At 51.9% G+C, this 15,392-nt stretch carries 10 protein-coding genes and 1 tRNA gene; 2 read left to right on the forward strand and 9 right to left on the reverse strand.

The annotated features are described in order from the left end of the window. The 6 genes from HOLDEFILI_RS09405 to HOLDEFILI_RS09430 form a co-directional block, all read right to left on the reverse strand. The coding region (locus tag HOLDEFILI_RS09405; RefSeq protein WP_006059399.1) for a metallophosphoesterase family protein at nt 1-1,694 on the reverse strand (1,694 nt) is incomplete at its 3' end. A 423-nt stretch (nt 1,695-2,117) separates the two neighbouring features. Further along, nucleotides 2,118-5,033, reverse strand: coding sequence for a leucine-rich repeat protein (locus HOLDEFILI_RS09410; protein ID WP_006059402.1), 2,916 nt, complete (start codon nt 5,031-5,033; stop codon nt 2,118-2,120). 133 nt (nt 5,034-5,166) lie between these two features. After that, nucleotides 5,167-5,361 (reverse strand): hypothetical protein, encoded by a 195-nt coding sequence (locus HOLDEFILI_RS09415; RefSeq protein ID WP_006059403.1) that lies wholly within the window; start codon nt 5,359-5,361, stop codon nt 5,167-5,169. Between the two features lie 87 nt (nt 5,362-5,448). Continuing rightward, a complete protein-coding gene (locus tag HOLDEFILI_RS09420) occupies nt 5,449-7,320 on the reverse strand; it encodes an ABC transporter ATP-binding protein (protein WP_006059404.1) in 1,872 nt (623 codons plus the stop codon). Next, the gene (locus tag HOLDEFILI_RS09425; protein ID WP_006059405.1) at nt 7,301-9,532 is read right to left on the reverse strand and encodes an ABC transporter ATP-binding protein; all 2,232 of its coding nucleotides are present in this window, start codon (nt 9,530-9,532) and stop codon (nt 7,301-7,303) included. The genes HOLDEFILI_RS09420 and HOLDEFILI_RS09425 overlap by 20 nt, the downstream gene beginning before the upstream one ends. A 14-nt stretch (nt 9,533-9,546) precedes the next feature. Beyond that, nucleotides 9,547-10,005, reverse strand: coding sequence for a MarR family winged helix-turn-helix transcriptional regulator (locus HOLDEFILI_RS09430; protein ID WP_039864607.1), 459 nt, complete (start codon nt 10,003-10,005; stop codon nt 9,547-9,549). A gap of 434 nt (nt 10,006-10,439) precedes the next feature. Here HOLDEFILI_RS09430 and HOLDEFILI_RS09435 point away from each other — a divergent pair. Beyond that, nucleotides 10,440-10,524 (forward strand) — tRNA-Leu (locus HOLDEFILI_RS09435). Nucleotides 10,525-10,930: 406 nt separating this feature from the next. Next, complete coding sequence (locus tag HOLDEFILI_RS09440; RefSeq protein ID WP_006059408.1) at nt 10,931-11,911, forward strand: alpha/beta hydrolase; 981 nt, start codon at nt 10,931-10,933, stop codon at nt 11,909-11,911. A 126-nt stretch (nt 11,912-12,037) separates the two neighbouring features. Here the strand turns inward: HOLDEFILI_RS09440 and HOLDEFILI_RS09445 are convergent, their stop codons facing one another. The 3 genes from HOLDEFILI_RS09445 to HOLDEFILI_RS09455 all read right to left on the reverse strand — a co-directional run bounded on the left by HOLDEFILI_RS09445 (nt 12,038) and on the right by HOLDEFILI_RS09455 (nt 14,959). Further along, nucleotides 12,038-12,484 carry a zinc-ribbon domain-containing protein gene (locus HOLDEFILI_RS09445; protein ID WP_006059409.1) on the reverse strand — a complete coding sequence of 149 codons (447 nt, stop codon included), beginning with the start codon at nt 12,482-12,484 and terminating at the stop codon, nt 12,038-12,040. Nucleotides 12,485-12,520: 36 nt separating this feature from the next. Next, complete coding sequence (locus HOLDEFILI_RS09450) at nt 12,521-13,852, reverse strand: replication-associated recombination protein A (RefSeq protein WP_006059410.1); 1,332 nt, start codon at nt 13,850-13,852, stop codon at nt 12,521-12,523. A gap of 78 nt (nt 13,853-13,930) precedes the next feature. Continuing rightward, nucleotides 13,931-14,959, reverse strand: coding sequence for a GGDEF domain-containing protein (locus tag HOLDEFILI_RS09455; RefSeq protein WP_006059411.1), 1,029 nt, complete (start codon nt 14,957-14,959; stop codon nt 13,931-13,933). Nucleotides 14,960-15,392 lie beyond the last annotated feature (433 nt).

Genomic DNA, 15,392 nt, shown 5'->3' on the forward strand with positions numbered 1-15,392 from the left:
TTACTGCCGGTCGGCGTTCCCCCAGACACATACAAGACATCGCCACGGCGCTTCCGTCCTTCTTGCCGGTCAGTCGTCGTCTCTCCCTGCATCAGCAGGGAACGGCTGTAATAATGATCATGCCCCGAAAGCACGACGTCGACATTCAGATCTGAAAAAGCCTGGGCGTACGCATCGCGGGCAGCCATGACCTTTTCATTATCCGACCGGTCCTTACTGCCAAACAGCGAATAGTGCATCGTCACAATCACCCAGCGCGGCTTGTGACGCGTAATCGTCTGGCTAAGTTTGTCCAGATGCGCCTGCGTATCCGTATCCATACAGTTCAGCGCATAGAACAAAGTATCACCGTAATCATAATAGTAATCCGAACCGTTCTTCAGCCGCTCAAATTGACTTTCAAGCAATTCCGTATTGCCCTCATGGTTGCCGATGTTGACCGCAACCGGAATCTGCTTCAATGCGGCCGGACTGCGGAAGGCGTTATATTCCTTCAATGCTTTCTCGTTGTCGCTGCTGTTGACCTGATCGCCGGCAGTCAGAATAAAACTGAGATCCGGCTGCAGCTGCGCCAGCGTATCGACGGCTCTCTGCCAGTTTTCTTGATTCTCCTCCAGATGTTCCGTCCGGATCTGAACATCGCCGACAAACCCAAACGTAAAGGGTTGTTCCGGTTGAATTTTAAACGATGAAACTTCTGAGCTGAGGTTATGCTGCAAATCTACAATTTGATACACATACGACTGCCCTTCCGGCAGACTGCTCAGCTTGCCATGATAGCTGAACGTTCCGCCGACGCCAGTCTTCCGTCCGCCCATCAGCTTTCTGCCAGCCGGAGTGCGCAGCGCACTTTTATCGGTACCTGGCGCCCAGATCAGCTCATAGGTGCCCTTGTTCTCCGTCAGCCAGTCGACGATGATCTCGTCATTCTTTGCCCCCTGTTCCAGAACCAGTCCGGACAGATCGAGGGGCTGCGTCATCGAAGTTTCATTGGAAGTTTCGAGGATCTCCAGATCAAAATAAATATCCGAGCTGGCTTCGTCGCGCTGATGCAGCTCAACGGCCAGAACATTGCGTCCGGACTTCAGCGAATCCAGATTATTGATGACAAAGATATCGTTTTCCGCTTCGCCGACACGCGTAGATGAACCATAGAGATTTTCTGCAGTATACCCGCCGTCGGGAATATTCGAGGCATACACCAGCTCGCCGTTGAGATACATCATCACCGCATCGTCGTAATGAATTTTGCCGGTCAGGCACTGGACATTCCCCAGATCCCCGCCTTCAAATTCCGTGCGGAAATAATAAACGGGAATCGCCCGCCGATCCGGCAAAGCATAATTCAGCAGAGTGTCCGTTTTTTGACGTCCAGCCGCCGAATCTGCGTAAGCGCCAAAGGTTCCCATTCCGCTTTTCCAGGCGGAATCGTCATAATCTGGTTCAGTCCACCGCAGACTTGCCGAAGGTTCGGGATTTTCGCCCTCATCCCAATAGCGCCAGAACGTCTGGCCGCTTTGCACCAACGTGACTGTGCGTTCTTCACTGATGGTTTTCAGCGTTCCGTTGTGTTCCTGAACCGTATAGCTTTGATGGACAGCCAACGCAAACACAAGCATAAATCCGACCAGAAGCAGGCCGGCCAGCGAGCCTAAGATCAGTATGATCCGTTCGCGTTTCTTTATGTCGTTCATTTCAATCCCTCTTTCTCCCTGCTTTTCCGAGGAACAAGCTTAGCTCATGATGATCATTTCCAGCCTGAGTGATCGGAATGAGCGATAAACTCAGACAGATCCAGCGCAAGAGTAACAATGAGAAACTTATCCACAACCGATCCCTCAGTTTCTTCGATTCCATGAATTGAAATCATTATAGCAAACCCTGCAGCAAAAGAAAATGCGGACATTATGCCTGAGAAAGCAGAATCAAGTTCACACCGGCGCTTTTTTGCCCGCCGCGGGGAATCCACTCCAACTGATCGCCGCAAAAAAAGCAGCGAGATGGTTTTACGCTTCCCGCTGCCTTGTTTTTATTCCAGGTTCTTACCCTGAATGCCTTTGTCCTGTACGCATCGCCGGGTTGGCGTTTGCCAGGGCAATCTTCACGCCTAGTTTAAATCAGCCTTGCGATTGATCGATCTGCCGCTTTAAGAACACAGCGCCGCCGATCAGAACGGCCGCTGCGAAGACAAGAATCCCGATCGCAAACGGAACGATGCTTCCTTTTTTCTTCACTTCTGGTTCAGGTTCTGCCGCTTTCTCTGTCACGGCGACCTTCAGACTCGACTGAACGCCCTCCGCTGAATAGGTGATCGTCGTTTCACCCGGTTTTAGCGCCTTTACAGTATAGCTGTCCTGTCCCGCGGTGATCTCCAGTACGGATTGGTCATATTCCCAGCTTCCTCCGGCAGGCTGCGGCTTCAACGTCGTTTGTTCGCCGACAGTTAAACTCAAGGATCCCGGCAGTCCGCTGATCTGAACTGGAGCTTCAGAGAGTCCGATATAATCCGGCCAGCTTTCAACGGTCAGGGTAATCACTCCGGATTTCACTTTTTTCGTTTCCTTCACTAATTTCTTATTCTGACAGATCCAGACGGTCAGCTCGGTACCATCCTTTTTGTCAGTCGGAATTTCAACGCTCAGCGATCCACGGTACTTTCCCGCTTTCAGCTGCAGACGGCTGCCCGTGAGCCAGCCGGTCTTTTCCTGCTGCTCGCGGATCGCGTCGCAGGCCTCGCATTCGCCTTGCTTATGCGGCAAGGCTTCAGAAAGAGTCAGACTGGAATTCGCCGCAAATTCGCCGCTGATCTGCAGCTTGTTGTCTTTGGCTTTCAATGTCTTCTGCGAATATTCCGGACCCGTCGCCGGAATTTCCTGCCATTCCAGCTGTCTGCCGCAGACCGTGCAGACTTTCTTCTTACTTCCGGCTTTCGTCGCCGTTGCTTTTTCTATGATGATCCACTCGCTCGGCGTATGCTCCGCGATTTCAGCCTTCGCGCCGTCGCCGTCGATGCATTCGCGGTAATGCCATGTCGGATCGGATTGCATCGGTCCATAGTTGTGATCATGCGCTGGCGTCGGGGTCGGAGTTGGCGTTGGAGTCGGGGTCGGCTTTGGCATTTCTGTCACCTTCACGTTTATTTCCGCCCGCTGAACTAACGTTCCCCATGTCACGTCGCATTGATAGGTTCCGCTGTGACTGACCTGCGCCTGATCAATTTTCAACGTCGGATTCGTCTGCGCCGTCAGCGGCGTTCCGTTAAAGCTCCATTGATAGGTAAGGCTGGCGTTAAGCTGTGGTTTCACCGCCAATTCCAACGTTTCTCCGGCTTTAATATCTTTCCCTTCGATAACCGGAACCGAGGATCCGCTTGGGAAAACAGAACAATCAGAGTAGGCCTTGCCATTTTCGAACAAAAGCAACAGGCCTGGGACATTTTCAAAAGGCTGGCTGCCCCAGTCAGGCTTGTTTTCCGGCATTCCCACCATCCGCAAGCTGGAACAGTTTTTAAACGCGCCGGCGCCCAGATGGGCAACCTTTGACAGATCCACCTCGCTCAAACCGGCGCAATCCGCGAAGGTTTGTTCGCTCAGGGTATTCACATGGGATAAATCGACTTGCGTCAAAGACGAACATTGACTGAACGTCCGGTTTCCAATCGTGCTTAAATTCGGATTCAGGTTCGTCTGGGCTTTCAGCTTCAACTGGGTGCAGCCCGCGAAGGCGGAAGCCCCCAGCGATGTGACCTGCGATAAATCCACTTCGCCCAGCTTGGTGCAGCCTTCAAAAGCGTTCGCGCCGATCGATTCGATGGACGACAGATCGATCTGCGCTAAGCTGGTGTTCTGCTGGAACGCACGATCCGCGATCGTTTTCAGATTGGGATTCAGTGCGCCGTTCTTCAGGCTCAGCGTCGTGCAGCCCGCGAAGGCGGAAGCCCCCAGCGATGTGACCTGCGTCAGATCCACTTCGCCCAGCTTGGTGCAGCCTTCGAAAGCGTTTGCGCCGATCGATTCGATGGACGACAGATCGATCTGCGTTAAGCTGGCATTCTGCTGGAACGCACGATCCGCAATCGTTTTCAGATTGGGATTCAGTGTGCCGTTCTTCAGGCTCAGCGTCGTGCAGCCCGCGAAGGCGGAAGCCCCCAGCGATGTGACCTGCGTCAGATCCACTTCGCCCAGCTTGGTGCAGCCTTCAAAAGCAGAAGTCCCGATCTTCTCCACCTTTGACAGATTCACCGATGTCAAATGCTCACAACCCTTGAACGCCTGTTCTCCGATCGCGGTTGCCGACGATGGCAGAACGACGTTTTCCAGAGAAGCCATGTTCTGGAAGGCGGACTTCGGAATCGCGGTCAACGATGTTTTCTCCAGATCCAGTGTTTTCAAATTCTTTAAGTTCTCGCGAATATATTGCAAATCCTTTTCGTTCAGCGAACCCTCAATCAATAAGGCTGCGATGTTCTGCGGAAGAACCTGCCCCTTTTCCACCTTGGTTTTCAGCTCGCCGGCCTTCACAGTAACGCGCACATAATTTTCAGGCAGCGTCGTCGGCTCAAAGCCGGTCACGGTGATGATAATTTCCGGCAGTTCAGCATCCTGCGCCAGAACGTAGCCGGAACTCAGTTCGGCAATAAAGATATAATCCTGCGGCGTCGTTAGATCGTAAGGATCGCCGGCTGATTTCCACGTAACCGGAATATCCTTTACCGGCTTCCCTTCTGAATCCATTCCTGACAACGTGTCCGGCAGATTCAGCTTTGACTGGGCCGTTCCCACCGCAACGGTTTGTTCGGCAACCTTCGAGTCTAACGGATCAAAGGAAACAATCGTCACTTCGGTTTGCCGGGCCGTTCGTTTCTCCGCCCGGCTGATCCCGGCATCCAGGCCGAAGTGTTCTGAGACCGTCCCAAACAATTCCTGACCCGTTCCTTCTTTCGCAAGCGTCTGAGCTGAAACCGGCTGCAGCGAGAAGAACAATCCCAGCGCTAGTCCGCCGCTGATGATCCCTTGCCATTTTCTTTTCTTCATGATGATATCCCTCCTTTTCACCTAAGCGATTTATGCATTCCTTCGGCGTGAAGCTTGACCGTTCCATCCAGTCATCCTGAGAATACGCAAAAACACCCGGACGGAATCCGTTGTCGCAGAGATCTTCAAGCTGTCAAATTCTGTTTTCTGAAATCTGCTTTCCCGGCATCAAGCCGTCACTTTCGCGTGCAGGATCACTTTGTTTCTTTTCTAATTTTATTATACACGGAATTTTTTGAGTTGCGCCCGGGGGCAAGACAAAGTCATGGAAATGTAAGACTCTCATTCGTTTTTCGCAAGGATTGACGTCCTTGGCGATGATTTTCATTTCCGCAGCCCTTCCTCTTTTATTCTAAGATACTAAAAAGACCTGGCCGCTTGGACCAGGTCTGTCAACAAATAAAGCTTATTGGATTTATTCGCAATCCTCAAACTGCGAGTTATACAGCGAAGCGTAGAAGCCGTTGTCGGCCATCAACGAATCATGTGTGCCTGCTTCGACGATGTCGCCCTCCTTCATGACCAGAATCAGATCGGCGTCGCGGATCGTCGACAGACGGTGCGCGATGATAAAGCTCGTGCGGCCTTTCATCAATGTTTCCATGCCCTTCTGAATCAGGACTTCCGTGCGCGTATCGACAGAGGACGTCGCTTCGTCCAGAATCAGAATCTTCGGATCCGCCAGGAACGCCCGTGCGATTGTCAGCAGCTGTTTCTGACCCTGGGAGATATTCCCGGAATCACCGTCGATCATCGTCTGGTAGCCATGGTCCAGCGTGCGGATGAAGTGATCCACATGCGCTGCCTTCGCCGCCGCGATGACCTCCTGATCTGTTGCGTCCAGCCGTCCATAGCGCAGATTCTCCATGACCGTGCCGTTAAACAGCCACGCGTCCTGAAGCACCATACCGAACAATGAGCGCAGATCGGATCGCTTATAGTTCTTGATATCCTGGCCATCGACATAAATCGTACCGCTGTTAAGCTCGTAGAACCGCATTAACAGCTTGACGATCGTCGTCTTGCCCGCCCCGGTCGGTCCGACGATGGCGACGCGCTTGCCGGCATTGATGAACATCGAGAAATCATTGATGATGATCTTATCCGGATTGTAACCGAAATGGACATTTTCAAATGTGACCTGTCCCTGGATCAGAGATTTGCCATGACGATCACGAACGGGCGCAGGATTTGTAGTTTCAGCAATTTCTTCTTCTTCGTTTAAGAATTCAAAGACCCGCTCCGCGGCAGCCGCGGTCGACTGCAGGACGTTCATCGACTGAGAAAGCTGGTTGATCGGCTGATTGAAGTTGCGCACATACTGGATGAACGCCTGGATATCGCCGATTTCAATCGCGCCCTTGATCGTCAGCCAGCCGCCTAAAATACAGACGCCGACATAACCGAGGTTGCCGATCAGCGTCGTTAACGGCTGCATCATGCCGCTTAAGAACTGCGATTTCCATGCGGAATCATACAACCGCTGGTTGTTCTCGCTGAATTCCGCGATCGAACGTTCCTCGCCGTTGAAGGCTTTCATCACGATATGACCGGAATACATTTCTTCAATGTGGCCGTTGACCGCACCCAGCGCTTCCTGCTGACGGGCGAAGAACCGCTGTGAACGCTTGACGATCTGCATGACCAGAATCGCTGAAAGCGGCAGAACGCAGAAGGCCATCAGTGTCATTTCCCAGCTGATCGACAACATCACAATCGTGAAGCCGATCAATTGGACAATCGCGGTGATGATCTGCGCCAGCGACTGGTTCAGTGTCTGCGACACCGTATCGACGTCGTTGGTCGCCCGCGAGAGAAGATCGCCGTGTGAATGGGTGTCAAAGTATTTAAACGGCAGACGGTCGATTTTCTCAGCCAGCGCTTTGCGCAGATTGTAGGAAACCTTCTGTGCGACGCCGGCCATCAGCCAGTTCTGAAAATAATGGAACAGGGCCGATAAGCCGTACAAACATAACAGGAAAATCAGAATTTCCGCGATCCGGCCGAAATTAATGCTTCCGGTGCCCATCGCTTTCGCGCTCAGTCCGGCTGCCAGCTCCGTCGTGGCTTTGCCTAAAATTTTCGGACCGACGACCGTCATCACCGTTGCGACCGCCGCAAACAGAATTCCAAAAAGCATCGAGAGGGAATACGGCTTAATGTAGCGCAGCAGCTGCTTCATCGTGCCGTTGAAATCTTTGGCCTTTTCGCCGGCGCCGCGCATTCCGTGGCCGCGTCCCATCGGGCCGCGCATCATCGGTTTCGGATTATGCTTCGTGTTCGTCATGACCCAATTCCTCCTTTGACAGCTGCGAATACGCAATTTCCTGGTAGACCTCACAGGTTTTCATCAGTTGTTCGTGCGTGCCGATGCCGGCGATCCGGCCCTTATCGAGCACGACGATCTGATCAGCATGCATAATCGACGAAATTCGCTGAGCGACCAACAGCACTGTGCTGCCTGTCCGCTGACACAGCTCGTTGAGGGCTTTGCGCAGCGCCGCGTCCGTCTTGAAGTCCAGCGCGGAGAACGAATCGTCGAAAATATAGATTTCCGGATTGCGGACTAAAGCGCGGGCGATCGACAAACGCTGCTTCTGACCGCCGGATACGTTGGTGCCGCCCTGCGCGATCGGCGTGTCATAGCCTTCCGGCTTGGAGTCGATGAACTCGCTCGCCTGGGCAATTTCCGCCGCCTGTTTAAGCTGATGCCAGTCCGCATCCGCTTCGGCATAGCGCAGGTTGGATTCGATGGTGCCGGAGAACAGCACGCCCTTCTGCGGCACATAACCGATTCTATGACGCAGTTCCTGCTGGCTGACTTCACGGATATCCACGCCGTCCACCTCAATCGAACCAGCTGTGACGTCGAAGAACCGCGGCACCAGGTTCACGATTGTGGATTTGCCGGAACCTGTCGAGCCGATAAAGGCCGTCGTCTGTCCCGGACGGGCCAGAAAGGAAATGTTTTCAATGACGTTTTCCTCTGCGCCCGGATAACGGAAAGCCACGTCTTTAAATTCAACATAGCCATGCTGCTGAGGATCGAACGCCTTCGGCTGCTTCGGATCGGTAATCGAAAGCTCACAGTTGAGCACTTCCATGACACGCTTGATCGAAACGGCCGCCCGCGGCAGCATGATCGAAACCATCGTGATCATTAAGAAGGCCATGATGATCTGCATGCTGTACTGGATAAACGCCATCATATTGCCGACCTGCAGCGTCCCCATGTCGATCTGATGACCGCCGACCCAGACGATCAGGATGCCGACGCAGTTCATCACCAGCATCATCATCGGCATTAACAGCGCCAGCGTGCGGTTGACAAACAGGTTCGTTTTCGTCACGTCGGTATTGACCTGATCAAATTTCTTTTCTTCATGTGCCTGGGTATTGAACGCCCGGATGACCGGCAGACCGTCCAGGAATTCGCGCAGCACGGAGTTCATCTTATCCAGCAGCTTCTGGATGATCGAGAACTTCGGCATTACAACCGCGAACGCCACGCCCATGATCGCCATGATAACCACGACGACTAACGCGATGATCCAGGTCATCGAGGCGTTGGTATTCAGCACCTTGATAATCGCCCCGACGCCGATAATCGGCGCGTACACGACGATCCGCATGAACATGACCAGCACCTGCTGGATCTGCTGAACATCGTTGGTCGTCCGGGTGATCAGCGTACCAGTGGAAAACTGGTTGAATTCCGCAGACGCGAAGTTCTCAACCTTGCTGAAAACCGCCAGCCGCAGGTTGCGGGAAACGCCGGCCGCGATCCGGGCCGCCAAAAACGTCACCACAATTGCGCAGATCGTTCCAAACAGCGCGACGCCCAGCATCCGCAAGCCGCTGTTGAAAATATAGTTCAGCTGGATCGAATCTGTATTGATGCCGATCGCCTTATATTCCATTTTGACAAATTGAGCGGACGCTACCGACAGCGCATTCTCGCCGGCCACGTCCAGGCTGGCATCGATTTTCGTGAGGATCTCGTCAAAGACCTCCTGCGGCAGCTGCGGCAACAGGGTTATCAGATCGACATCCTCCGGCAGATTCAAGGCCTTAAATTCCTCAGTTTCCTTTAACCCGGGAATACTGACCAGGATCATTTCAGCCTTCGCCAAGACTGAATTCAGCTGATCCCGATGTTCATCTTCGAGCGGATTGAGAAAATAGACCGGCTCCTGTTCGACTAACGGAGCTTGTTTTATTTGTTCCGCACTGGCCTGACCGGCCTCTACCAGCGTATAGCTGGATAAAAACAGCCGCTGATCCTCGTCGCTGAGGAACATCGACAGCTTCTCCGCCTCGCTTTGGCGGATCACTTCCGGAATGGCGCTGTGAATGCCGCCGGTCTGAATCCCCACGTCAACGATATCGGCCATGTAATCCGGCAGCGCCAGCTCACATTGCGCCTGGGCAAACAACAGCACAATCACTGCCGCGATCGACAGTGCAAAGGGCTTAAGATATTTCGTTAGCTTGACCATAAGTTACTCCTTTCCTAATTTTCTTTTGGGCAGCGGCCCGATAAATTCTGACAATATCCGATGGTTCGTTCCAGAATCCGGATTAACGCCAGACTATCGTCCTCGCCCAGATAACGGAAATACGCCGTCAGCTGATCGCAGAATTCTTGTTCCTTCTGCTGCATCAGGGCCCGGCCTTTTTCCGTGATCCGAATGTAGACGCTGCGCCGATCGCTGTCCAGGATCACCCGTTCAACCCATCCTTGTTGTTCAAAGGAGCGGATTCCCTGGGATACCGCAGCCGGACTGACATGGAAATGATCCTTGATCTGACTCATTTTGATCATTCCTTCCGGATTCAGATGAATAATGCCATGCAAAATCATCATATCCCGGGAATTCATCGTCATCTTCTTACGCCCGCGAGGTTCGCTGCGCTGACGCATATCGTAAGCCAGCCGCATCATCTTCTGAGCGATTTCCTGTTCATTCACACCGGTCACCTCTTTCGTCTAAATAGTTAAGTAGCTTAATATTTAACTATGTGAACAGATTATACTCCACTCTCTATAAAATGCAATAGCCTTTTTCAAGTTTCCTACAAACTGTAAAAATTGTCGTTTTTGCTTATTTTTTCACATCATAAATGCGATTTCAGCTTGGGTTTCCTCTTTCGCCGAGTGTTCCTGCGGGTGACGCCCGAAATGGTAAATCAACAAACCCGCATCGAATTTCCAATCGCTTTATGCGCAAAAGGCAGTCCGCGTCTTTACAAAAGTAAATGCAATTCCTCTGGTCTTAAGGCTGCGTTTACTTTTTCAATTCACACCCCACATTTTAGCCAACAAAAACAAAAAAAACACTTGCATATCGAAACGTTTTAGTGTAATATATAAAAGCAGTCGGAAAACGGCTGTTTAATATACATGCGGTAGTGGCGAAATCGGCAGACGCGCACGTTTCAGGGGCGTGTGGGTAAAACCATGTGGGTTCAAGTCCCACCTACCGCACCAGATAAAAACAAGAGCTGAACGCAAAAGGCGGGCAGCTTTTTTTGTGTTTCCGCTCTCTCTGATTTCCATCGGGAAGCTGCCGAAGCGGAGCTAGAATCATGATTTCCTTAGAGATAATAACCATAAAAGCTCTTTTGCAAGGATTATGGCGAAATTCGATTTTAAACGTCAGGAAATCCCCCCATGATTATAAAATCAAGGGAAAACTGCGTAACTTTAATTTCTCTGTTTCCCTTTTCATCATCCATACAGCTATGGAATAGCAACGCTGAATCTGTTTGTATTCCACCGCCATAGGAAGCTGAAAGTTCCTTCAGAAATTATTTTGACATTCAAATTATTTTCTGATATACTTTTTCCTCGTTCAGGTTCTCAATGAACCGACCTGAAATGAGGATGAATCTGTATGAAGAAAAAAACTAAAATTTTAATATCAATCCTTGCCGTCATGACTGCCGCCTTGACCGCAGGCAGCTTCTGGGCCGGCAATTATCTGGTCGATTATGCGCTCTACCGCGCAGATCAAGCACCGCAATCCGCCAACGATGGCAAAGCGCCGGTGAATGAAACCTATGGCAACGAGGAAGCCAACAAAGCTGAGGAACAACGCCTAACCGATCTCTGGCTGGAAACGGTCGTCCTGGAAAAGAAAGAAATTGTCAGCCATGACGGACTGACGCTGCGCGCGCTGCAATACACCGCAGATCCCACTTCGCATCGCTACGCTCTGGTCATTCACGGCTACACCTCCAACAAAGAGGCGATGCAGACGGAAGCCCGGCATTTTTCCGAGCTTGGCTACACGGTCATCACCCCGGATAACCGCGGGCATGGCGAAAGCGATGGATCGTATATCGGCATGGGCTGGCTGGACCGCAAGGATCTTTTACGCTGGATCGATCAGGTTGTAAATCAAGATCCAGACGCTGAAATTGTACTGTACGGCGTTTCGATGGGCGGTGCGACCGTGATGATGACCGCTGGAGAAGCCTTGCCTTCCAATGTTAAAGCGATCATTGAAGACTGCGGCTATACTTCGGTTTACGAAATGTTCAAGAATCAACTTGACTACCGCTTCGGTCTGCCGGAATTTCCGTTTCTGGCAACCGCGGATATTATGACTGGAATCCGGGCCGGCTATCATTTCAAAGAAGCATCAGCCGTAAAACAGCTCGAAAAAGCAACCATCCCGATGATGTTTATCCATGGCAGCAACGATACCTATGTGCCGACAAAGATGGTCTATCAGGTTTATGAAGCGTGTCCGACAGAGAAAGAACTGTTGATCATCGAAGGCGCGGCTCACGCGGCCAGCGCCGACGTGGATCCTCAATTATACTGGGATTCCGTTGCCGCTTTCCTGGGCAGGTTTCTTTCTGCAGCCTGATTGCATAAAACAGGATTTTTATTTCCATTATTTTTGAATTTCTCAGATTAAAAAGAAGATTAAAAAAGGAACATTCACGGTTCCTTTTTCTAAACGCAAAATTTTATTTTCCGCTTCCTATTTCTTTTAATAAAACTGCTGAAACTGCCGCTGACGATCCGCCGTCTGCCGCAGCCCTTTGACAATCTCCTCAAAGGACCGGTCATCGACATGGAAATCGAACCGCAGCCGGACTCGTTCCCGCAGCGTTTCAATCTCCGATTCCTCTCCTGATTGAAGCTGCGCACCCAGATATTCGATCACTTCGTTCATCTGTTTCTCGTTCGGCATCCACTGCGCCTGCTTCAGGCAGAAGTCCTTTTCACTCTCCGCAATCTCAAAACCGGCCTTGCAGCGTGAACAAGCAATGCCCCAATGCTTACCCCAGCGGACCACCGGCATAAAGAACACCGACACCTGCTGCGCTTGTTCTACTAAGTAAAAATGACTCAATTTTCCGCACTGAGGACAGACTCTGACCCCCAGATACGCTTTTTTACGATGGCCTGAACCGGCGCCGATCATGATGAACATGGCGTCCCTCCTTATAAATCTATAAAATATCCAGCCCTACTGATGACGATGCTGCTTCTGCCAGGCTTCGATCTGTTCCATCCGTTCCTGAATCCGGCCTTCCCGGCCCTGCCTTGTCGGAACATAGTATTTCCGATCCAGTAAGGCATCCGGCAGACATTGCAGCGTCGTTAGCTTTTCCTCGGTATCGTGAGCGTACTGATACCCCTCACCATAGTGCAGTTCCTTCATCAACGACGTCGGCGCGTTGCGGATCGCTAACGGCACCGGCTCGGCCAGATGCTCCAGCGCATCCTTCTTCGCCGCTTCATACGCCATATACAAAGCGTTGGACTTCGGCGAAAGCGCCATATAGACGACGGCCTGCGTCAGATTGACGCTGCACTCCGGCATCCCGTTGAAATGACACGCCTGATAAGCCGCCACCGCAACCTCCATCGCCCGGCTGTCCGCCATGCCGATATCCTCGCTCGCAAACCGCACGACCCGCCGCGCGATATACAGCGGATCCTCGCCCGCTTCCAGCATCCGCGCCAGCCAGTACACCGACGCCTGGACATCGCTGTTGCGCATCGACTTGTGCAGCGCCGAGATTAAATTGTAATGTTCCTCGCCTTTTTTATCATACAACAACGATTTGCGGTTGATGCACTGTTCCAGATGCTCCTTCGTCACCACGATATCCTCGCCGTTCTTATCGCCGTTGAGCACCACCATTTCCAACGTATTCAGTGCGGTGCGTGCGTCGCCGTTGGCAAAATTGGCAATCATCCACAACAAATCATCATTCAGTTCCACATGATAATTGCCAAACCCCCGCGGATCCTGTAAAGCCCGCGCCAACAGCTCCGTCAGATCTTCCGTCGCCAGCGCCTGCAGCACAAACACCTTGCACCGCGAAAGCAGAGCGGCATTGATCTCAAAGGAAGGATTCTCTGTCGTCGCGCCGATCAGAATAATGCTTCCCTTTTCCACAAAAGGCAGAAATGCGTCCTGCTGTGCTTTATTAAAACGATGGATTTCATCGACGAATAAAATCGTCTTCTCGCCCATCTGCCGGTTTAGCTCGGCTTTATTCATGACTTCTTTGATTTCCTTGATTCCGCTGGTCACCGCGCTGAAATCCACAAAATGCGACTGCGTGCGCTCCGCGATGATCCGCGCCAGCGTCGTCTTCCCCACACCCGGCGGACCCCAGAAAATCATCGAGGACACCTGATCCTGCTCGATCAGCTGCCGCAGGATTTTTCCCTCGCCTAAAAGATGTTTCTGACCCGCGACTTCCTCCAGCGTCTTCGGCCGCAGCCGGCTCGCCAGCGGACTGTTCAGATCGCGATCGTCAAACAAGGATTTCTGTTCCAAGATCATCGCCTCCTGCGCTTATTATACAACATTTTCATGCATTGCCCACGCCTGAGTTTGAATTTTATTCAACTTCCCTGCAGATTATGAAACAATCTGGTCTTTTCCCTGCCGCTTCCCCTGATACATCCGCTGATCCGCCAGCTTCACCAGGCTTTCGAAATCCGGTCCGATCTCTCCAGATGTCATACCGAAGGTCATCGTAATCCGGATCTGATACCCATCGTAGGAAAACGGATAGCTGCGGATTTTTTCCGCGATCCCGGTTAACACCGCCCGGGCTTCACGCTCCGGCTGCTCCGTCATGATGATCAAAAACTCCTCGCCGCCCCAGCGGCAAACCTGAGTGCCCGCCGTTTCCTGCATCAGCCGGGCCGCCGTGGCCAGCACATAATCGCCGCAAATATGTCCATAGGTATCGTTGATCCGTTTAAAATCATCCAGATCGCCCAGCGCGATCACCGCCTGTTTGCCCTGCAGCAGCTCAAGCTGTTCCTTCAAGCCGTAGCGGGTCAGCACACCGGTCAGACTATCCGTGGAAGCGGCTTCCTGCAGAATCTCATTTTTCCGCATCAGCCGGCCTTGAGCTAACGCCGAGGAAACATTGAAAATTGTTGAAGAAACAAGAATAATCGTAAAGCTGGCCGCCGCGTTAAACAAATAAACGGCGTTTGCCAGACACGCGGAAATGACCGGCGTCATTCCTTCTTGATCCCAGGCTATCTTCAAAAACACAAATACGCCGATTTCCAGCGCTGAAAACATATAGGGAATCCAACTGCGCCGGTACGGCCGGATATAAATCAACGACGCCAGCGCGATCAGCAGCAGCGGAAGACCCGCATCCCACCCCAGCGCAAACGTTCCCGCTGTGACAAAAACACAGACCTCCAGATGGATCAGCGTCACCGCCATCCGATAGCGCCCATAAAAAACCAGAACAAGCATCGCCATATAAAACACAGTGCTGCCGACATTGTAGTACACCATCCCGCTCATTCCTAGCCCGCCGAACAAAGCGACATACAGCACATGCACAAACATACCTAAAAGGATGATCTGCCGGTAGACGCGCCGCACTGCGCCTTGATTGACAAGTTTATTTTTTGTCATTGCCAGTCTCCTTTCCTGCCGGTTTTGCCTGCGGTCTTTGTTTTCTTCATTATAACAGAAATCGTTCAGCCTGAACTCAGACCGTGAGTCAACGTGCCTTTATCCTCTGTTTTTTACTAAAATCTTAGGAGACCTCAGCGGCGGGCGGGAATTCTTCTTGAAATATCAATACTAAAAAAGCCGACAGTCAAAAGAAGAACTTGCTTCTGTCAGCTTCTTCACATCCGCGATTTTACTCCTATCTCAGGCCAGGCAAAAACTCCTGCCCGATCCTGACTTCCCTTACTGATCGCAGCGGGTCAAGACCGAGATCACCTGATAGCCGTGATCGCTCAGCAGTTTTTTCATCACTTCCGGCGCGACTTCGCGGGCCCGGATGACGACATCGGTCTGTGCGTCTTTGCGATAAACCGCCAGATTGGTAATCTGGGCT

This window comes from Holdemania filiformis DSM 12042, assembly GCF_000157995.1.
Lineage (GTDB): Bacteria > Bacillota_I > Bacilli_A > Erysipelotrichales > Erysipelotrichaceae > Holdemania > Holdemania filiformis.